Origin of the sequence: Pseudoalteromonas atlantica (assembly GCF_043641955.1) — a bacterium.
Taxonomy (GTDB): domain Bacteria; phylum Pseudomonadota; class Gammaproteobacteria; order Enterobacterales; family Alteromonadaceae; genus Pseudoalteromonas; species Pseudoalteromonas atlantica_A.
The window spans coordinates 210,336-231,933 of sequence record NZ_JBHZRV010000006.1; the positions used below are offsets into that span (position 1 = coordinate 210,336).

Annotated in this window: 18 protein-coding genes; 5 read left to right on the forward strand and 13 right to left on the reverse strand. The window is 40.2% G+C overall.

Annotated elements, in window-relative coordinates; all coding sequences use genetic code 11:
* The 3 genes from ACHUE3_RS13560 to ACHUE3_RS13570 form a co-directional block, all read left to right on the forward strand.
* Positions 1 to 5,016, forward strand: a 5,016-nt coding sequence (locus ACHUE3_RS13560) for an RHS repeat-associated core domain-containing protein (protein WP_394192924.1), incomplete at its 5' end; no start/stop codon positions are given.
* A 12-nt stretch (positions 5,017 to 5,028) separates the two neighbouring features.
* A complete protein-coding gene (locus tag ACHUE3_RS13565) occupies positions 5,029 to 5,625 on the forward strand; it encodes a CFI-box-CTERM domain-containing protein (RefSeq protein ID WP_394192925.1) in 597 nt (198 codons plus the stop codon).
* Between the two features lie 77 nt (positions 5,626 to 5,702).
* Positions 5,703 to 6,206, forward strand: a complete 504-nt coding sequence (locus ACHUE3_RS13570) for a hypothetical protein (protein WP_394192926.1) — start codon at positions 5,703 to 5,705, stop codon at positions 6,204 to 6,206.
* Between the two features lie 11 nt (positions 6,207 to 6,217).
* Here ACHUE3_RS13570 and ACHUE3_RS13575 read toward each other — a convergent pair whose 3' ends face one another.
* The gene (locus ACHUE3_RS13575; RefSeq protein ID WP_394192927.1) at positions 6,218 to 7,699 is read right to left on the reverse strand and encodes an NAD(P)H-hydrate dehydratase; all 1,482 of its coding nucleotides are present in this window, start codon (positions 7,697 to 7,699) and stop codon (positions 6,218 to 6,220) included.
* A 167-nt stretch (positions 7,700 to 7,866) separates the two neighbouring features.
* On the opposite strand from ACHUE3_RS13575, the gene ACHUE3_RS13580 reads away from it, so the two are divergent.
* Positions 7,867 to 8,265: a VOC family protein gene (locus ACHUE3_RS13580; protein ID WP_394192928.1), complete on the forward strand. Its 399-nt coding sequence runs from the start codon at positions 7,867 to 7,869 to the stop codon at positions 8,263 to 8,265.
* Between the two features lie 106 nt (positions 8,266 to 8,371).
* Here the strand turns inward: ACHUE3_RS13580 and ACHUE3_RS13585 are convergent, their stop codons facing one another.
* The 10 genes from ACHUE3_RS13585 to ACHUE3_RS13630 all read right to left on the reverse strand — a co-directional run bounded on the left by ACHUE3_RS13585 (position 8,372) and on the right by ACHUE3_RS13630 (position 18,850).
* On the reverse strand, positions 8,372 to 9,838 hold the full coding sequence (locus ACHUE3_RS13585; protein WP_394192929.1) for a substrate-binding periplasmic protein: 1,467 nt from the start codon (positions 9,836 to 9,838) through the stop codon (positions 8,372 to 8,374).
* A 453-nt stretch (positions 9,839 to 10,291) separates the two neighbouring features.
* On the reverse strand, positions 10,292 to 11,104 hold the full coding sequence (speD, locus tag ACHUE3_RS13590) for an adenosylmethionine decarboxylase (RefSeq protein WP_394192930.1): 813 nt from the start codon (positions 11,102 to 11,104) through the stop codon (positions 10,292 to 10,294).
* An 87-nt stretch (positions 11,105 to 11,191) separates the two neighbouring features.
* Entirely contained in the window at positions 11,192 to 11,605 is a 414-nt protein-coding gene (locus ACHUE3_RS13595) for an OsmC family protein (protein ID WP_394192931.1), read from the reverse strand.
* A gap of 91 nt (positions 11,606 to 11,696) precedes the next feature.
* The gene (locus ACHUE3_RS13600) at positions 11,697 to 12,044 is read right to left on the reverse strand and encodes a DUF3802 family protein (protein ID WP_394192932.1); all 348 of its coding nucleotides are present in this window, start codon (positions 12,042 to 12,044) and stop codon (positions 11,697 to 11,699) included.
* Positions 12,045 to 12,190: 146 nt separating this feature from the next.
* Positions 12,191 to 13,660: a succinylglutamate-semialdehyde dehydrogenase gene (astD, locus tag ACHUE3_RS13605; protein ID WP_394192933.1), complete on the reverse strand. Its 1,470-nt coding sequence runs from the start codon at positions 13,658 to 13,660 to the stop codon at positions 12,191 to 12,193.
* Between the two features lie 15 nt (positions 13,661 to 13,675).
* Complete coding sequence (astA, locus tag ACHUE3_RS13610) at positions 13,676 to 14,692, reverse strand: arginine N-succinyltransferase (RefSeq protein WP_394192934.1); 1,017 nt, start codon at positions 14,690 to 14,692, stop codon at positions 13,676 to 13,678.
* Positions 14,693 to 14,777: 85 nt separating this feature from the next.
* Positions 14,778 to 15,983 carry an aspartate aminotransferase family protein gene (locus tag ACHUE3_RS13615; RefSeq protein ID WP_394192935.1) on the reverse strand — a complete coding sequence of 402 codons (1,206 nt, stop codon included), beginning with the start codon at positions 15,981 to 15,983 and terminating at the stop codon, positions 14,778 to 14,780.
* 513 nt (positions 15,984 to 16,496) lie between these two features.
* Positions 16,497 to 17,657, reverse strand: a complete 1,161-nt coding sequence (locus tag ACHUE3_RS13620) for an HDOD domain-containing protein (protein WP_394192936.1) — start codon at positions 17,655 to 17,657, stop codon at positions 16,497 to 16,499.
* A 51-nt stretch (positions 17,658 to 17,708) separates the two neighbouring features.
* Positions 17,709 to 18,290: an anthranilate synthase component II gene (locus tag ACHUE3_RS13625; RefSeq protein WP_394192937.1), complete on the reverse strand. Its 582-nt coding sequence runs from the start codon at positions 18,288 to 18,290 to the stop codon at positions 17,709 to 17,711.
* 155 nt (positions 18,291 to 18,445) lie between these two features.
* A complete protein-coding gene (locus ACHUE3_RS13630) occupies positions 18,446 to 18,850 on the reverse strand; it encodes an acyl-CoA thioesterase (protein WP_394192938.1) in 405 nt (134 codons plus the stop codon).
* A gap of 23 nt (positions 18,851 to 18,873) precedes the next feature.
* On the opposite strand from ACHUE3_RS13630, the gene ACHUE3_RS13635 reads away from it, so the two are divergent.
* Positions 18,874 to 19,578, forward strand: a complete 705-nt coding sequence (locus ACHUE3_RS13635) for a 2OG-Fe(II) oxygenase (protein WP_394192939.1) — start codon at positions 18,874 to 18,876, stop codon at positions 19,576 to 19,578.
* Between the two features lie 83 nt (positions 19,579 to 19,661).
* Here the strand turns inward: ACHUE3_RS13635 and ACHUE3_RS13640 are convergent, their stop codons facing one another.
* A complete protein-coding gene (locus ACHUE3_RS13640) occupies positions 19,662 to 20,897 on the reverse strand; it encodes a cysteine desulfurase-like protein (RefSeq protein ID WP_394192940.1) in 1,236 nt (411 codons plus the stop codon).
* Between the two features lie 9 nt (positions 20,898 to 20,906).
* Complete coding sequence (locus ACHUE3_RS13645) at positions 20,907 to 21,539, reverse strand: 2OG-Fe dioxygenase family protein (protein WP_394192941.1); 633 nt, start codon at positions 21,537 to 21,539, stop codon at positions 20,907 to 20,909.
* Positions 21,540 to 21,598 lie beyond the last annotated feature (59 nt).

The window sequence follows — 21,598 nt, forward strand, 5'->3', positions numbered from 1 at the left end:
GACCGTGTCAGCCGCTCTTCAACTCAAGCAGAATTCTCTTGTACCCCCAACGTTGAAGGCAGCAAAGATTTCTATGTCAAAGCCGAATCTGGGGGCGCGCGCCTTGCGGGCTCTGAAAATTGGACGGTAGATATTCAAGGAGTCCGTGAAAACAGCTCTATATTATCTGTAAACTACTCAGGCCAAGGTGAAGTATTCAGCTCTCCAACCAATGAGATTGATTGTGGTAGCACATGTAGCTATCAATATGAAAATGATACCAAAGTAACTTTAGTAGCAAGCCCAGCCAAAGGTTGGCAGTTTAGCGAATGGAATTATGATCATGAACCTCAGCCGAATGACTGTAAAGCAGCTGCTTGCGAATTATTGATAAAAGAAGACTTAACGATTTCAGCAACCTTTATAGAGCAAGAAGAACCAAACACAGAAACTCGTTTAATTGACTTTAGTCCTAAACTTGTACCTCAAGATACAGCAACAGTGTTTACATTAGTAGGCGAAAACTTAACAAATACGACCATTGGTAATATTGAAGGTACTAATGATCATTGCCAATTGCTAAGCTCTTCGGAGTCTGTAATTACTATGTCATGCACACCTAACGTACACGGACAAAAACGTTTTTACTTAAAAGATACTCAAAATGAAAACAAGCATAAGGTACTTGCTGGTAGTGAATATTGGCATGTTGAAGTAACGCCACCAGTTAACTCTAATGCCCCGTTAGTCTGGAGCGATAATATACCTCCTTACGTTATATTAAATAAGCAATTTACTATAACAGTGAAAAGTAAAGATGTAGATGGCGATCTTGTCAGCATTCAAGCCGACTGGGAGGGTGATAACAACCTCGATCGTAAAGTTAATGTAAGTAACCCATTCGGACAAGATATCGCGTTTTCATACACTCGTACCAATAACGATTTAAGTGATTTAACACTTAAATTCATTGCAACTGACGAAAACGGTAATGAAAGTGTGTTTACACATACTATTCCCGTTGTGCAGCCTCAAGAAACGGAAGAAGTAGTTTCTGGTTATGAAGGGGCTGAAACTGCACCTCAAAAAATATCTGATTGTGAAATAACAGCAGCTACTATTACCGAAGACTCAAACCCTATCCTTGCAAGCAACGGCGCTAAGGTTGAAAATAAGCGGCTACTTACCGCAAATGGTGTTGTACCTGTTACGTTTGCTATCAATTATAACTCACTTATTCGTGGTCAAAGCGGAATTGGAGTGGGTTGGGACTTTGCTAATGCCTATGCGGCGCAAATAGCAGAAGCACCAAATGGCGACGTCACTATTTGGTGGTCTGATAATCAACAGCATAAGTTTAATCCTAAAGGTGATGGCACATATAACACAGAAAGCTTTGGCTGTCGTTTAGATAAACTAACCAAACTTGAAGACGGCACATTCAAAGTTGAACGACGTAATCGCTTAACTTATATTTTCAACGAATTTAATTTCCTAACTCGTATAGAGAACCACCTAGGACAAGGCACTAACTTTGAGTTTGATGCACAAAGTCGCTTGAAAAGAGCCTATGAGCCTGTAAGTAATGTAGGTATTACCTACATATATAACAATGACGGTTTCTTGGTTGAAGCCTCAACTACAGCAGGCAGATTTGTTAGTTTAAGCTATGAAAACAAGCAATTAACCAAAATTACTCATGCTGATGGTATGGTTGAAGAGTTCACCTACAACAACCTTGATCAGATCGTTGACCATTTCCTAAATTCTATCTTAGTTAGTACGACTACATACGACAATAAAGGTCGTGCAACTGAGCAAGAAGATTCGCGTGATGATAATTTACCGCTTCGCCTATCTTATCAAGAAACCGATGAACACGTTATTACAACTATCAATGATAGAAACGGTGAAATCACTCAAAAAACCTTTGATAAAAATTATCAGCTTGTTAAAAAAGTAAACGCCCTTTCTCATGAGCAAAACTTTGAATACAACGAAGAAGGAAAACCAACGCTTGTTACTAATGGCCGTGGTTATTCCACCAGCATGGCGTATACAGAGTTTGGTGATATTACCGAATTAGCAATGCCAGACGGTGCTGTTGATAAAAAAGAGTATGACTCTAAACGCAATACTATTAAACATATAAATGCACTAGGGGAAGAAACCCTTTATAGCTACGTAACTGGTACTAATAATGTTGAATCCATAACAAACGCACTTGGGTTAATTACCTCATTTACCTATAACGAAAATAATCAGCCATCAAGCGTAACCACACCTGAAGGCAGAACCACATACTATGGTTATACAAATGGCTTATTAACGAGTGAGACAAACCCCGAAGGATACACTCGCAGTATTTATCATGATGCTGATGGTTTTATTGAGTCTGAAACTGATTTTCAAGGTAATAATACTAGCTATGAACGCGATGGCTTGGGCCGAGTGACTAGAAAAATTGATCCTCTCGGATTATTTGAAACATGGGTCTATGACGCCAGAGGCAATGTTATAGAGTATTGCGATAAACGTTGTAATAGCGGCACTTCTAGCACCGCGGCTCAAACGCTGTACAACTATAATGGTCAAGGCGATCTAATAGAAAAGCGTATCGTCAGTCTTAATCAAAACGTTCAGGATATAGTTTATCAATATAAATATGATGGTAAGAGTCTGTTAATCGAGAGTACCGATCCAAATAGCAATACCATCAAAATAAAGCGTGATGCGCTTGGTCGCGTTATCGAAACAACCGATGCATTAGGGAATATAGTTAAAGCCGAATTTGATGAAAATGGCAACTTAATTGAATCCAGTGATGCTAAAGGTAATACCATCAAAGCAACGTTTGATGAAATGGATCGCACTAAACAAACGGAGGATGCCGTTGGTAATAAACAATCTTTCGTATATAACTTACTCGGGCAAACCTCCCAAACAACTAATGCCTTATCACAAGTGTGGAGCAGCACATACGACAAGCTCTCACGCTTAATCAGCATTACTCACCCAAGCAGTAACGATGAGCCACTTATTGCAAAGCAAAGCTACGATAACGATAACAACGTTATCAGTGTTACCGCACCAGCTGATGATACGCGTACGCTTGCCCTTAATAATAATGCTCAAGTAGAGACAGAAACTACAGCTGACGATGTATCGCTGCAATATTCATATAATGAAAATGGCTTAGTTAAAAGCTTTACCAATGGGCGCAATCAACAAAGTAGCTACGAATATGATATAGCTTCACGTCTAATCAGCGTAACAGACCCTATTTCTACTATTAATTATGGGTATGACCAAAATGCTAACGCTACAAGCATTACGGAAAATGAACTTACGATTACTAGAACATATGACCACTTAAATAGAGTCAGTTTATACAAGCAAAATGACAATAACTTCCGTGGTGTTAACTTTCTTCGAGATGCAGCTGGTAACATAGAACAGGTTCAATACATCAATAACAATGGGAATACTAACCTCCCAATTCAGTACACATATAACGCACTCAATTTAGTAACTTCTGTTTCTGCATTAAATCAGGATGTTATCGCTGCTGAGTATGAGTATGACGCGAACCAAAATATTACAAAAGTTATTCGTGGAAATGGCACTGTTTTGGTAAACACCTACAACGAGCTAAATAGGCTAACCAGTAGTATTGATACTGCGCCAGACGGCACTGTAATACTTGAACAGCATTATGCCTACAATGCTATTGGGCAAGTTACTAAGGAAGATATTACACCTGGATTTGCACCACCTGTTGAGCTATTAGCTGAGCAGGTTATGACCTATTCAGCCGATAATCGTATTGTGAGTAAAAATTCAGAAAATTTTGACTTTGACCTCGATGGCAATACACTCAATGTAGGTAATATGGCATTAGACTTTAACGCCCGAAATCAGTTGGCTAGTGCTGGCAATCACCAATACACTTACAATGCTGAAGGTATGCGCGATACACAAACCTATTCAAGTGAAAGTGGTGACACAACTATTCGTTATTCATTGCTCCCTGACTACCTAGGTCTACCGCAAATTGCGTGGCAAGAGGTAACGAACCCTGATGATTCGGTAGATTATCACTACTTTATTTATAGTCCTTATGGTTTAGTTTCACAACGAAGTAACAAAGCAAATCAAACCTCACAGGAATATTACTTCCACTACGATTATCGCGGTTCTGTAGTCGCTATTAGTGATCAAAATGGTGATGTAGTTGCTCGTTATGGGTATACGCCATTTGGTACGCGTTTTGATGCGCCAGAGTTTGCAGAGCAAAACCAAGCGATTACAACACCATTTGGTTACAACGGTCGTGATGGCGTTATCACAGACAATAACGGGCTTATCTATATGCGAGCTCGTTACTACTCACCTGAGCTACGTCGCTTTGTGAGTAAAGACCCTATTCGTGGTGATATTAGCGATTTAGGGTCGCTCAATCGATATGCCTATGTGGGGGGGGATCCGGTCAATTTGGTGGATCCAAGTGGATTAACTCCTCTAGAAGATAATACATTGTTTGAACTATTGCAGCTTTATGTGAAGCTTGGCGGTATGCCGGCGGTTAAATTTAGTAGGGCAGCTGGTCCAAAACTAGCAAAGTTGTTGGCACCGAAACCTAGAAAAAAGCAGGAAGATCTTGTACCAACATTTTCAGAAGAGTTACTTAATATAGCAAATAACTCTTCAACAACAGTAAATGCTAGCACTCGCCTCCATAAAAATAACAATGACTATATAGGTGAACAAACAGTGTATCAAATTAGGAAAAATGGTGACGCTCAATCGTATAAAGAGGGAACGACAGCGAATAAAAAGAACGGCCAAGGTTTTTATATAAGGCCACAACAGCAAGTGAATAGTTTAAATAAAAACATTGCAGGTTCTCCATACTATTATGTTCCCGTTTATGAGTTTTGGGGCTCAACGAGAACTTGTAAAGCCATAGAACGAACCAGGATAAGGATAAACAAAGATGTCTTTGGTGAGTGTAGTTTAAATAAATGCTATCATTAATAGGGGTTATAAATGACTGTTAGTAAGTCCATAATAATTGTTTTGTTCGTATGTTTTAACTTTAATAGTTACGCAGTTACATACAAATACGACATTTCCAAACGTATCGCTGAGGCCACCTATAAAGACGGTACTGTAGTCAGTTACACCTACGATAAAAATGGTAATTTACTCAGTGTAACACCGAATGAAAGCTCATCTGGTGATGATGATTCTGGTGGCTCTGATACGGGTGGTGGTGGAACTGACACATCGCTTGAAGCACCTAAAGAAGGTGTTAGTGATGACGGAGGTTGTTTTATTGCAACGGCGGCTTATGGTAGCTACTTTATGCCTAAAGTAAAAGTGTTAAGAACTTTTAGAGATGAATACTTATTAACCAACACACCTGGGCAATATTTTGTTGCACAATATTATCATTACTCCCCCCCTATCGCTGACTATATCAGTAAGCGTGAATGGTTAAAAACAGCTGTGAGAGGGGCATTAACTCCTTTAGTTTACTTTATTGAATATCCACTGCATTTGTTGGTTTTCTTTTTAGCTATTATTATATTTATGTTTAGGAAAAAAATAACACTAACTGTTACGGGTAAAACTACAAATTAGTTAAATAGACAAATTATGTAAAAATTAAGCATACATTTTACTTTTAGCTATTAAAGTCCACCGTTATGGAAATAATAATGCAACGTAAAAAATTTAATAACCCTTACATAGGGATAAGTAAAGAAGATTTTGTTAAGTTAGGCGGTAGTAAAAAAGAACTACTTACGGCCGAAATAGAGCTGGCAGACAGTAAAGGAGAGTCACTCGCTTACTGTAGAATTGATGGTGACTTTTTCTATGATGATATTTATTATTCGGCTGATATTTTAGTTCCGAAAACACACTGGTTAAAATCTAACGATGAAAATCAAAAAAAACTCTGGATTGCTGTTATTTACAACGTACCTTACGGTGAGTATTTAGATGCAGAGTTTGATTTTAATAAAGTTGATGACCCTAACTTTGGGGTAGTAAAGTCTGTATTAGTTAGTGAGCTCAATGAAAGCGAGCTCGCCTATGAAAAAATTACACGCTTGGAAATGATTGCCAACATTGAAAAAGTAACAACTGAAGATAAGCTCCTTCAAGTAGAAAAAGAGCTCATTCTCACTAAGTTTTTAAGCAAAGTGACAAAACACTAACCCAATGTAAGTCAGTTTACCAACTCCCTAACTATCGCAAACAGATCACTCGGTAGCATACCTCGTTCGCCGTCGCGCTGTGCGGCTATATTTCCGGCTTTTGCGTGCAAGATAACACCAAAACACGCAGCTTGTTCAGTCGTTACCCCTTGTGCAATAAGGCCTGCAATAACCCCTGTGAGTACGTCACCACTGCCGCCTACGGCTAGCCCGGGGTTGCCATCAGTGCATACCCAACTTTTAGTGGTATTAGCGATAACGCTGCCCGCCCCTTTGAGTACGCAAGTAGTTGAATATGTTTCAGCTAATTTGCATGCACTTTGATAACGGTTTAACTCTACATCACTAATGGCGCAATTAAGTAGCCGTGCGGCTTCGCCTGGGTGCGGTGTGAACACCGTGTTTTTCAGTGCAATAGGCGATGATTGCTGAGCAATAAGGTTTAATGCGTCGGCGTCGACCACCATTGCTTTATTGTGGGCAACACAGTGTTGAATAACCGTTTTGAAGGTAGATTTAGACCATGAGTCTTGGCCAAGCCCTGGGCCAATCGCTATACACGTTGCCCAGTCTAATGCTGCGTGAAGATTAGTTGTCGTCACCATCAACTCAGGGCGACCCATGCTGATAGCCAATACAGAATCTGGGTGGGTATACACCTTAACCATACCTGCGCCTGTACGAAGCGCCGCCTCGCTAGTTAACCTTATTGCACCGGCAGTGCCCGCATTACCGCCAACACACAGTAACTTGCCATGGCTGCCTTTGTGGCTATTGTTTTGTCGCTTAGCTAAGCCTTGAGTGGTGTCATAATTAATAAGCGCTGCGCTTGGCGTTGCCAATTGGATAAACGCCTGACCAACGCCTAAGTCTGCAAATTCACATTTACCCGCATAAGCTCTGCCCTCGCCCGTTACTAAGCCTTGCTTTATGCCAACAAACGTAACACTAAGCTCGGCTTGAATAGCAATACCTTGTACAACACCGGTGTCAGCATTAATACCCGAAGGTAAGTCAATCGCAATAATTGGCGCGGGACTATCGTTGGCCGTTTTTATTACTTTAGTAAATGGCTCTCGCACCTCACTTTTAAGACCTGTGCCCAGCAAACCATCAATAATAATGTCTGCAGTTTTTATTGTTAGCGGGTCATAATTTGATATTTCACCACCAACGGCTAACCATGCTTTTTGCGCTGTAAGCGCATCACCTGTTAACGGCTTATCTGGTAGTACAGCAATCACCGTAACCTGTTTGCCAGCTTGTTTTGCCAAGCTTGCAACAATATAGCCATCACCAGCATTGTTGCCGACACCAACTAAAACAACATAATCTTGCGCGTGTGGGTAATGCTTAATCGCCTGCTCAAACACTGCCTGACCTGCACGATCCATAAGCGTATACATAGACACAGCGCTTTGCTCTGCTGCATTAGGTTCGTGTGTGCGCACTTGTTCCGCACTAAATACACATTGAGATAAGTTTGCTGGCATGCTGAACCTTAGTTGTGGTTTTTTACCAGCATATAAGTGGTAACAATAGCAGTCAAATGGTTGGTAAAATCAACCATGAACGACTCTACACAACCTTTTGGCCTCTGATGAATTGTTGTTATGTGATAAAACAGCCATACACAGTTCTTAAGCCGTAAGGTTAGCCAATGCCCAATATCAAACAACAAATAGGAAGCGTCGCGTTAGTGGTCGAAAACTACGATGACGCCATCGCATTTTATACTCAAAAACTGGGGTTCGATTTAATTGAAGATACTAATATTGGCAATGGCAAACGCTGGGTATTAATCGCTCCTCCTAATTCGAATGGCACTAACTCACTGCTTGCACAAGCAAGTACGCCACAGCAATTAGACTCTGTAGGCAATCAATCTGGCGGTCGTGTGTTTTTATTTTTACACACCAATGACTTTTGGCGAGATTATAAAATGATGCAGCAACAGGGCGTTAAATTTAACGAACAACCCCGTGAAGAAGCCTACGGCACTGTGGTGGTATTTGAAGATTTATACGGCAACAAATGGGACTTGCTGCAATTGGCTTAAAGTGAGGTTAATTGTCTGAGCTATTTTGGACTAATACAGGCAATCACACTTATACACATAACCAGACGTTCAGTAAGCTCTAACCAGTACAAAGAAGAGTAATACTCTAATTCATTTCTCTTAATAGGGCTTGCTGATAAATATATTCAAAGCGTTCAGAACTTAAACCAATTGCGAAGCTTCTTATGATCTCTTTATATTCGCTAGATTGGATTAGCTTTGACACTACTTTATCAAAATCATGTACAAAACGAGCACTTTCTCCACTTCGTTTGCACATTAAATGGCCAACAGTAAATGGAGACTTTAGATTCAAATCAAAAGAATAAATTTCAGCATCGGTTACCTCGTGCCAGTATGTGGCTATATCACTAGGGTATTCGATAGTTAGATCAAATTCATCCAACATAGCCAGTTGTTGCAATCTGGAAAAGGTATTAAAGGCCGCATTTTTAACTTGTAATTCACTAACGTTTTCAAGTTGGAGTTGTATGTTGGAAGAAAATATTCTTTCTTTTGATATACCAAGTCTAAATTTACTTGTCGTTAATAATTCAATTAACGTTGCCGTTTTATCATATTTAGTTAAATCATACTTTGAGTAAAGACGAGGAGCTAAATACAAAGAAAAAGGCTTTGACATTAGATATAGATTTTTTCTTTCTATGGTCTGTATTTTATTTGCATAACAATGGCTGGTGCCATATTGTTCTTCATTTTCAGAACCTGATGTTTTGACAAACTCAACCTTATAGTCTGCCAATTTTTTTAAAATAAGCTTGTAAAGCTTCGACTCCAAGGACTTTTCTTCACCAAACGTATTATATCGTAATAAAGATTCATCATTAGTGCTCAATACTATTTTAGCCTCACCTGGGTTAAAAGTTGCAAACTTGGTATTCATGTAATCTGACTTGTAAAGTTCTTTTAGTATCCCTGAAGCTTTTAGGTTTGTCATTTTTTGGTCAAACTTAGTGGCTAATTCTTTTCCTTTTTTATCATTTGAAAAAGCCAAATAAACGGGTCTAGCTGCCACAAGAGGGAAAGAATTAAGTTTTGATTTGTATTCTTCTGGAATGTTGTAATCATAATCAACAAAAGCGTCTATACGTTGATTAAACAATAGCGACATTGCTTTTTCGACAGTCGATACTGGATAATAACCGTGGTCATATTCAATGTATTTATCGAAATCGTAACCATTAAACCAGCTTAATACCTTGTTGTTTAAATCAGGCAGGCTGCTAAGGTTATTTGTCGATTTTAAAAAGTATGCATTAACTGGATGATCATAATCTAAATGCCAATGAGGATAATATGCTGAAGGGACGTCTTCCTTATTAACCCCTACCACAACGTCGTATTTTTTTTGTTCAAATAGCTTAGTCATTCTTTTATATGTACTAAAGTCGAACTCTAAATCTTCGTCTATATAAATTTCTTTAAGTAATTCAATATAGATACCCGTTTCGTCTGTATTAGTATAGCCAACCCAATGGGCTGCCCCGACTTTTACTTTTGCGAAAGCTGTATTTATGAAAATAAAAATTAGCAGTAGCGAGTATTTAGCCATCAGATCTCCTTCGTATCGCTTATAAAATATAAGCATCATTTGCAAGTTTTGCAAAACTCATTATCTTAAAAGAGTAATTTCAATAAAGCCCTTTAAGTTAGGAATGAGCTGGCTGATAGCCTGCTATAGAATTGAAAACTTGATATTGAATATGGCGCTCGCCTCTCCTCAATCAAAGCTACCCTTAGATTATTAACGTTAACAGGTCTTTATGCTAATTAGAGTTAGAAACTGTCTAGTGAAAACTACGAAGTACAGATCGCGCTTATTTTGGCAGGTTGCGCCAATACATGCCAAAGCTTACAGGCAAGTTTACCTGCGACGTTGAAAGCACTTTATGCAAACTTTCATAGCCGAAAGCCTGCATCCCCTAGCTAACCTTACTCTCACTAGCTTACACAAACAAAAACGGCGCATAACTTTCGTTATGCGCCGTTTTTAAACAAGCTTAGCTTATTCTGTATCTGGTAAGTTACGACCGTAGAAAATCTCTTGCATCTCACGGGTTAACTTAGAACGAATTTCTTCTTCTTCGTCGCCAGATAAGTCATCTGTAGACACACCAAATAGATAGGTATTTAAATCAGTCTCTTTTAGCATCATCTTAGTGTGGAACAGATTTTCTTGATACACGTTCACGTCCATCATTTGGTACGCTTCTTTGGTATCTTCAGTCATGTAATTCTGGATAGAATTAATAGCATGATCAATATAGTGTTTCACACCATCTACGTCGCGGGTAAAACCACGTACACGGTAATCGATTGTAACCACGTCTGAATCCAAACTATGAATTAAGAAGTTCAGCGCTTTTAGTGGCGAGATAATGCCACACGTTGACACTTCGATATCAGCACGGAACGTACAAATACCATCATCAGGGTGTGCTTCAGGATACGTGTGAACGCAGATATGACTTTTATCTAAATGCGCAACAACAGTGTCAGGCAATGGCCCTGGCGTTTCGTCAACATCATACGTTTGCTGTTGTTCGATTGGCTCCTCAGATACCAATATTGTGACACTGGCACCTTGCGGATCATAATCTTGGCGAGAAACATTAAGAATGTTTGCGCCGATAATATCAACCACTTCACCTAAAATATCGGTTAGTCGATCAGCATTGTACTGTTCGTCGATATATTCAATATATTCTTTACGCTGTTGTTCGGTCTTTGCGTAGCAAATATCGTAAATACTAAAGCTTAAACTTTTGGTTAAGTTATTAAAGCCATGTAGTTTAATTTTATCGAAGGGTTTGTTCATGATAAACCAACCTATAAACTAGTGAAATCTGCCACTGCAGAATGAAAGTTCGCGGATTTTATACGAATTTCACCACGGGAAAAAGCGTTATTTTACCTGTTGTTGTACAACTTCGTGACTGTGGGTAATTTCTACTGTTTTATCAAGCATTAATGCAACTGAGCAATACTTTTCAGCAGACAACTGTACAGCACGTGAAAGGTGTTTCTCAGAGACATTATCACCGGTAACAACAAAGTGTAGGTTTATCTTGGTGAACACGCGAGGAGCAGATTCAGCGCGCTCTGCGTTTATCTGAACTTGAACATCTGAGAAGTTTTGTTTGGCTTTTTTTAGAATGCTTACCACATCAACGGATGAACAACACCCTGCTGACATTAATACCATTTCCATTGGGCTTGGTGCTGCGCTGTCGCTGCCAGCATCAAAAACTACATTGTGGCCAGAATTAGAAAGACCAATAAACGTATCGCCTTCAACCCATTTTACATTCGCTTGCATATTACTTCTCAAAAAAATTATTTTCTTGATTGTATACCCAAGCCACCTCAAGATGCGAGTGTCGTAGAATAAAAAGCGATAATCAGTTTATTTAAGCCCCTTCAGCAACAGCGTTATCAAATAAATTTTTCACTAGTCCAGCAAACTCATCAATAAAAGCATGCTGCTCTATGGTCACCTGTTTGCTGGTAACACTGCTGAGCACTTCTTGTAAGTCATATACAATGCCATCAACCTCACGCACGATCATGCCACGCTGCTCTGTTGAAAGCTCTGTATGTTGCTCACATAAAAGCATAACATTTTCAGCGATATCGTCTTCAATTAACTCCATTATCGTAGGAGCGCCAGGTTTTATTTCGCCGGGCTTCTCAAATAACGCTAAATTTTGAGTAAGATACATGATGAGATCATCATACCCTTGCCTATCTAAAACCATAATTAAAACACCTGTAATAAAATTATTGGGACTCTAATGATTTAAGCAGAAAGCGCTTTTAATTGCTACCTTTGCTCTGTAACCAATACAAAAAAAGCAGCCTAGGCTGCTTTTTTAGTTATTTAGTACCAAACTAGAGTACAATATTAGTCAATTTTTAGACCTGGGCTCAATGTTGCTGGCATAGCGACTTTTTCAAGTTCAACTGAAGCAACAGGGTATGCGCAATAATCTGCCGCATAATATGCACTTGCTCTATGATTACCTGAAGCACCAATACCACCAAATGGGGCTGCACTTGATGCGCCTGTTATTGGACGGTTCCAGTTTACGATGCCTGCACGAATACGACGTAAGAAGTGGTCATAATCAGCTGCGTTATCACTTAGCAAACCTGCCGATAAGCCAAAGCTTGTGTCGTTTGCTTTATCAATCGCGCTATCAAAGTCCGTAAAGCGGAATACTTTTAATAAAGGACCAAAGTGCTCATCATCTGGGAAGTCAGTTACATTGCTACACTCTAAAATACCTGGTGTTACAAAACCGGTATTTTCAGTGTGTGTAAGCTCAACTAAAACTTCTGCACCTAGCTCAACTAGTTGCTGTTGCGCTTTAGCCATACCTGCAGCGGCTGCTGATGAAATCATCGATCCCATAAATGGTTGATCAGCGTCATCGTAGTTACCTACTTTGATTGCCTTAGTCGCGGTAATTAATCCAGCTAGAATTGCGTCACCTTGCTCACCTGCTGGTAAAAATAATTTACGAGCACACGTACAGCGTTGACCACTTGAAATAAATGCAGATTGCAGAATATCGTGGATTGCCGCTTTAGTGTCTGCTACATCAGTAATGATTAGTGGATTATTACCACCCATTTCTAATGCGAGAATTTTACCTGGCTGACCTGCAAACTGTTCATGTAAAATATGGCCAGTGCGTGATGAACCGGTGAAAAACAAGCCATCAATCTCTTTGTGCGCAGCAAGTGCTTTACCTGTTTCAACTTCACCTTGCACAAGGTTAATAACCCCAGCTGGTAAGCCTGCTTTTTCCCATAGCTTAAGCGTTAGCTCAGCTACCATAGGCGTTAACTCTGATGGTTTAAATACCACAGTGTTACCGGCTAAAAGCGCAGGAACGATATGGCCGTTAGGTAAATGGCCCGGGAAGTTATAAGGACCAAACACAGCAACAACACCGTGTGGCTTGTGACGGATCATAGCACGGCCTTGTGGCATTGGGTTTTCAACATCACCGGTGCGATCTAAAAAAGCTTTTTCAGAAATAGCAATTTTTCCCACCATGGCACCCGCTTCTGTACGCGTTTCCCATAATGGCTTACCTGTCTCTTGTGCAATCGCTACAGCAAGTTCTTCGCTATGTTCTTTAAGCGTTGCAGCAAACGTTTTTACAATCGCTAAACGTTCATCAAAAGATTTATCAGCCCAAGTGTAAAATGCTTCACGTGCAGAGCTTACTGCGCTATTTACTTGCTCAGCAGATGCCGAGTTCGCTTGCCAAATAACGTCGTTATTTGCAGGGTTAACTGAATTGAATGAGTCGCCTTGGCCTTGTGACCATTGACCATTAATAAATTGTGCAGGATGAGTCATATACTTTCTCCTAAATTATAAGCTTGTTGCGGTAACGGTATCGCCCGCTTGTAAATGAAGTGCGTCTGCCATTGCTTGTGGCAATGTAAGCTCTGCACTTGTCGCATCAAAGTTTAACTGTGCGACAGTTGCTCTAAAGTCATTTAATTTATCATTCGCTAACATTACTGGCGTGTCGCCACTGTTGTCACCAATTTTCACAGTAAAGTTATTGGCATTACGAATGGTCGCAATATTACCTACTTTCGCCTCAACAGTCGGGCCCGCATCAAAAATATCAACGTAGCCATTAAAGGTGAAACCTTCACTTTTTAATAACTCAATTGCTGGGCGTGTATTGCTATGCACTTTACCAATCACTTCTTGCGCATCTTTACTTAACAGGTTCACGTAAATTGGGTACTTAGGCATTAGTTCGGCAATAAACACTTTTTGGCCAATTCCTGTTAGGTAATCGGCTGTTGGAAAGTCCATTGAGAAAAAGTGCTCTTCGAGCCATTGCCAAAATGGGCTATCGCCATTTTCATTTGATACACCACGCATTTCAGCAATGACTGTTTCAGCGAAACGCTCTTGATGTTGTTTTATAAACATAAAGCGTGCTTTTGACAGCAGCTTACCGTTATTATTTTTACGGTAACCATCTTTTAAAAATAACGTACACAATTCAGTAGCACCGGTGTAATCGTTACAGAGCGTTAAAATATCAACCGCTTTGTATACATCAAGCGTACGTGATGAGTGAATCACTTTACTTAAATGGTAATGGTAAAATGCATCATCTAAACCTACAGCGGCTTCAATAGCCGAAGTTCCGACGACTTCACCTGTTTCGCTATCTTCAAGAACAAACAAGTAACCTTCATCACCCGGGTGAGATGCACTTTTTGCGAATGAGCTTAATGAATGGTCTATTTTCTTTTGTAATAACGCTTCGTTATTCGGCAAAGAGGTAAAGCCATGCCCTGATTCATGGGCGATTTTCAATAAAGCTGGGTAATCACATTGCTGGATTGGGCGAAGGATCATCATGAGTCCGCTTGCTCCCTTATATAACGGTAAAATTGGAATGTGAGGGTAAGTGTGTTACTTGCCCTCAATAAAATGAAACGGGTTATTAGCCGTTCACAACTTTAGCGACTGCTTTTTCAAAGCGTGCCATACCTTCGCGGATATCAGCCTCTGGTATTACAAGTGAAGGAGTGAAACGAACAACGTCAGCACCTGCAACTAATGACATAACACCTTCGTTTATACCGGCAACTAAAAACTCTTTCGCGCGGCCTTTAAACTGTTCGTTAACCACAGCACCAATTAACAAGCCTTGACCACGTACTTCGGAGAATACGCTGTACTTGTCGTTGATTGCCGTTAATAACTCACGGAATAACGCTTCTTTTTCTTTAACGCCAGCAAGAACTTCTGGTGTATTAACTGTATCAAAAGCCGCTTCACCAACAGCACATGCTAGTGGATTACCACCATATGTAGAGCCATGTGTACCAATTTTAAGATGCTTAGCGATTTCAGTCGTTGTTAGCATTGCGCCAATAGGGAAACCACCACCTAACGCTTTAGCAGAAGTCAGGATATCAGGCGTTACACCTAAACCTTGATATGCATATAGCTCACCAGTACGGCCAACACCTGTTTGCACTTCATCGAAAATAAGTAGTGCATTGTGCTTATCACATAACTCGCGAACACCTTTAGCGAATTCATCCGTTGGCGAGATGATACCGCCTTCACCTTGAAGAGGTTCCATCATTACGGCACATGTTTTATCTGAAATTAGCTTTTCAAATGCAGCTAAATCATTGTAATCACAATGTACAATATCACCAGGCTTAGGACCAAAACCATCTGAGTAAGCAGCTTGGCCACCCACTGTTACCGTAAAGAATGTACGGCCGTGGAAGCCTTTATTAAATGCAATGATTTGTGACTTTTCAGCACCGAATTCTTCAAGCGCTAAACGACGCGCTAATTTAAGCGCCGCTTCATTTGCTTCTGCGCCTGAATTGGCAAAATAAACTTTATCAGCGAATGTTGCATCAACTAGCTTTTTAGCTAGGCGAAGTGCTGGTTCATTGGTCATAACATTTGATAAATGCCAAATTTTTTCACCTTGCTCTTTTAATGCATTGACTAATGCAGGGTGGCAGTGACCCAGACAGTTAACAGCAATACCACCAGCAAAGTCGATATACTCACGGTCTTGCTGATCCCATACGCGCGAACCTTCGCCACGAACAGGAATTACGCTTGAAGGTGCGTAGTTAGGTACCATTACTTGATCAAATAATTCGCGATTGACTGTCATTTTAATTCCTCTTAATTGTGATATCGCAGAGAGTGCAAAGCCGCTAGATTATAAACTTCATCACATATTCAATGATGCAAATCAGCATAGCCTAAATTTTAAAAAAGACTCTCTGGTTCAATTTTCAGGTAGCCATTATTTCAGAGTTTAACGCTATTGTCTCTTATAAAACTTTCATGAAACCCTTGTAAATAAAGGGATTGAGATATTATTTCATAGATAGTGAATAACTATTTGCTGCTAAATGCTGTTGCATTTTTGGAGCATCAAGCGCTCTATAACTCACTGCACGAGTCTGTCGCATTGAAATAGTAGAGATAGAATGGACTGAATGATGAATGAATAGTCGCAAAAAAATTAACAATTATTTTATAATTAGTCGAGTTTTAACCTGTAAAAGTGAAAATAATACATTATTACTCTCAGAACAGCTGCAATCAGATAGACGCAATTACCTATAGCAGAGCCAAAGTCAGGCTGGCTTTGTCTCAACGGGTCAATCGTAGGGTGTGATCAATCTAATTTAATATGGAAGTTCTGTAAATTAACCTTCTCTAAATGCTGCAACTCAGCTTTAGTAAAGTCTATATATTCAAACCACCGCTGTGCCTCATCACTTTCAACCAACTGGTGCTCTGTAAGCGTAACATACTGCGAATAGCAGCGCGCTTTTTGCATTACCGCTGTTAAAGGCAACAGTGAATCACCCTTTGCAGGCCCTGTAGTCAGTTGCTCCATCACAAAATTAAAAGGCAAATAACGAAATGCCATTTTTTCAATTACCTTCGCTGTTATTTTTAATGATTGCTCGCTGAGTAACGTACTCAAAAACAAAGGATCTGGCTTTAATTCTAACAATGCAGTATGCAAGTCTTTGTGTTGCTCTTCTCTCGCTAAAGTGACTTTACGACGCCAAACTAATTCAAACGTACGCAAATACAAACGCACCAATGCTATTTTGCCAACATCTAATAACATACCGAGCGTAAAGGCGTGAATTTCATTAACGCCATTTAATTTTGCAATTTCTTGTGCAGCAATTGCACATGCCATTGAATTATCACGCAGGCGACGTTTAAGTAATGGAAAAGGCTCTGTGCTATGCGGCATCCAATGGCGTACAGCAAATGTTGGCACCACAAACTTTAGGTTATCTAGGCCTATGTATCGTAATGCAAGTGAAGGACTGTCGACCTTAACTGAGGTATGCTTATTACGCTGTTTGCGATAGTAAGGTAAGTTTACAAAGGTAACAAGTTCACGCCCTAACCAACTTAAATCGTTTACAAGGGGCTCCAAACGACCGACAGACGCAGACTTTACAGACAAGATATCTAAAATAGCAGGCACATTATCTTCAATACCAATTGTTTCATGTAATACACTATCTATATCAGCAAGCTGCTTTTTCATTGCAGTTTCAATCGCATTATGTAGCTGCTGACTAGCCTGCGCGCGGTACTTATGGTGTGCTGTGCTCGTCTCTTTACGTTTCGTATGCGCCGCCATTTCTACTTCAAGTAATGTACGCTGCTTTATTGGTTCACCGTAATTAATTTCAAGCGTATGAATATAGCCAATTTGACGTTGCGCAAAGTTATGACCAAGCAATAAGTCATGTGCTCGCTGCTCTAAAACATTGGCGGTGATCTGTTGGCGCTTGATGTCTGTCATTTAATAATTTCTTTTATAAAGTAATCGAAGAACGGTGAATTAACCCTAAGCCTAGAACCGAGTTAAAAAGTTGGCAAGTAATTCAAGCCCTTGTTCTGTTAATATTGCCTCAGGATGAAACTGCACCCCTTCGAGAGCAAGTTCTTTGTGCACAAGCCCCATTATATACTCAAATTCGCCGCTAGGGGTTTGTGTCCACGCAGTTATATCAAGTTCAGCGGGTAACCCTTGCGGCTCAACAACTAAAGAGTGGTAGCGACATACGGTTAACGGATTTGCCAAGCCTTTGAATACCCCTTGCTCACGATGATATACCGGTGATGTTTTACCATGCATAACCTGTTTAGCACGCACAACATTTGCACCTAATGCTTGGGCAATGGTTTGGTGCCCCAGACAAATTCCCAAAATAGGATAAATCCCTTTTAGTTGTTCAACAGCTTGTAGTGAAATCCCAGCCTCATTAGGTGAACAAGGCCCTGGTGAAATCACTATATGCTGAGGATTTAGCTGCTTAATTTGTGCAACGCTTAACTCATCATTACGCTTTACCAACACCTCTTGATCAAGACGCTGAAAGTATTGCACCAAGTTATAAGTGAACGAGTCATAATTATCGATCATCAACAGCATGAATTAAGTAACCCAAAAACAACATCAGAATAATGGGGGCATTCTATCTTAATCACTAACAAGTTGCAGTTTATTGTCTTCTAAAAACATTCGAGTTCTGTAAACAATACCTGCTTGAGGAATCACTAACTAAGGGCCTTTATCGTAATAATAAGCTACAGCTGTTCACTCATGACTAAGTGCGCTGACAAAGCCTCTCTTTCAGTCTTAGATAGCGCGACAGAACACTTACTCTCAAAGTCATAACGCACCATTACGGTTTTGCCTACGGCACAACACTGCTCCTGTTGGTAAGCCTCTTGGCGAATAACAAAAGAGCTTGAACCAATGTGTTCAATTGAGGATTTAACTTCAACGTCGTGACCATAAAAAAGCTCACCAACAAAACTTACTTCGACTTTAGCGATAATCAACTTCCAGTCATGCGGATTTAAATCAGGGGTAAAAAATCTAAAAATAGGCGCTCGGGCGGCTTCAAACCATACCGGTAGTACGGTATTGTTGATGTGTCCTAATACATCGGTTTCGCTAAAGCGCGGTGTAATTTTTTCTATAAACATAATAATTCCAATAAAGGCAGCTCATGACGGACTTTATTCGCGTTTACGATAACGCCCTAAGCAATGAATTTTGCGATAACTTTATCACGCTCTTTGAACAAAGCCCGCATCTAAAACAAGGTATGACTTCAGGCGGTGTCGATTTAGCTAAAAAAGACAGCCAAGACCTACATTTATATAATTACCCTGAATATTCAGAGCAACTAAAACACATTCAACAGACCACTGCAGGCTATGTATTTAAATATCTTGAAGAACATATTTTCATGATGATAGGTGCATTTGGGCTAAAAGTGTATCACCCAAAAACAGGCGTTCCGACCGATTTAACGCAAGCTAACTTTGATGAGATAGGCAAACCACAGCTGCCATTATTAGTGCAGCAAATTTTTCGCTTGGGCAATATTCAAGCGCAAAAATACGAAACAAACAAAGGCGGCTACCCTTATTGGCACAGCGAAGTTTACCCACAAGCTGGCCACAACGAAGCGCTGCACCGGGTTTTACTCTTTATGTTTTACCTAAACGATGTTGAAGAAGGTGGCGAGACTGAGTTTTATTACCAACAGCGTAAAATTTCACCAAAGAAAGGTACAATGGTTATTGCACCTGGCTACTTTACCCATACTCATCGTGGCAATAAACCCGTCTCTAACGATAAATATATTTTGACTTCATGGGTAATGTTTAACCGCGCAGAGCAAATATACGGACAGCCACAGAGCTAAACGAGCTGCGAGCGCATTGTAAACTTTAAGGGCATGTGAGCAAGGTTCAAGCTTCTAAAACTTGAACCTTGTTGCTTGAAACTTTACCCTAAAAGTTCATCAAACAAATCAAACAGCTGATCAAGCTCTTCAATGGTGTTGTAATGCATGCAACCGATGCGAACTACGCCACCTTTATCCAACACACCTAACTGCTCACACAAACCCTGTGCGTAAAAGTTACCATCCCACACACAGATATGCTGCTTACCTAAAAACTCAGATACTTGGCGCGGCTCAAGCCCTGCAAAGGTTAAAGCAAAGGTGGGGGTGCGCTCTGATAAACGTTCTAAATCATCAATACCATACAGCTTGATTTTAGGATAATTGACCAAGCGAGTTAGGAAGTGCTCACTTAACGCCATTTCATGCTGTTTAGTTTTAGCAATCGCCACGGTTAGTTTTTCACGGCGTGAATAACTATCATCAAGCTCACTAATGTCAGCAATATAATCAACCGCAGCAATTAAACCTGCGAGTGCTTCAAAGCTTTGCGTGCCGGTTTCCCAGCGCCCTGGAATAATATCCTTCGCAGGTTCAACCTTGTAAGGCGTAAATCCTTCAAGGTGCTCACGCTTACCATAAACCATGCCTAAATGCGGGCCAAAAAACTTATACGCAGAACACGCTAAAAAGTCACAATCTAGCGCTTGCACGTCAACCAGTTCATGCGGTGCATAATGCACAGCGTCAACATAAACCAATGCACCCACTTCATGAGCCATGGCAACAATACGTTGAATATCGTTAATAGACCCAGTGGTATTTGATGCATACGTTACTGCAACAAGCTTGGTGTTGGTATTTAGCAAGCTGGCAAAATGTGCTAAATCTAGGCTGCAATCCGCTTCATTGATACGTGCTGCACTAACTTTCACGCCTTTATCTTGTGCTGCTTGTTGCCACGACGATACATTTGAAAAGTGGTCAGCATTGGTCACGATGATTTCATCACCCGCTTGCCATTCACGTGAAATTGCGCGGCTAAAGCTAAATGTTAAACTGGTCATATTCGCGCCAAATACGATTTGATCGCGAGAAGGGGCATTTAATAAATCAGCCGCTGCTTGGCGCGCATTAGCCATTAGCTCAACCGTTTTATCACTTGAGAAAAATGCCCCACCCAAGTTAGAGTTGTAATAACCTAAGTAAGCCGACATTGCGCTAAGCACTGATTGTGGCACTTGCGAGCCACCCGGGCCATCTAAAAATATAGGTGACTTACCAGCAACTTGTTGCATTAATGCCGGAAATTGACGGCGTAGTTTAGTTAAATTCATTGCCATTCCTTAAGCCGTTAATACAAAACAGTCTAGGTAACCGTCTTTACTGGCGTCAATTTTATTCATTGGTGTAGCGTTGTGCCATACCTCACGGTCATTGATCAGTGCAAACATACCGTCTTTAATTTCCATTTTAAAACACGGCTCAGCTTGTTTGTTTTCATAAACCAAAAGCTCACCACCTTCTAAATTTTCGTGTGACACACCACAAATGCACACGTGATCAAAGCCGTCTTGGTGAATACCTTCTGGCGCAGGAGGCGTATCACTCTCGATTGCTAACATTCTGAACTGGTGAATTTCAATATCACGCTCATCACTAATACCTGTAATCGCACGAAACTCATTAACGATACTTTTCATACCGTCTGTTTGTAGCAAACTTGGTTCTAAGTTTTCGTAAGTGCGCTCAACATTGCCCTGAAAGGTATTGATTGAATCATCTTGTACAAACGCTTTAGTGGCTTGTAATTTTAGTTCACCATCTTGCACTTTAATCACTGAATAACGACGTTTACGAAACGCACCATCGGCATAAGGATTAGCTGGAAGATTAGCAAATGATGGCTTGACCGCCTCGATATGAGCTTGGTTTACAAAACGAAGTTGTAATAGGTTCTGGTTGTTTAATGCTGTCATAAAATATCACCTAAAAAATAAGAGACTAACTCATAAATATTGAAGGGGATTTTAATGCA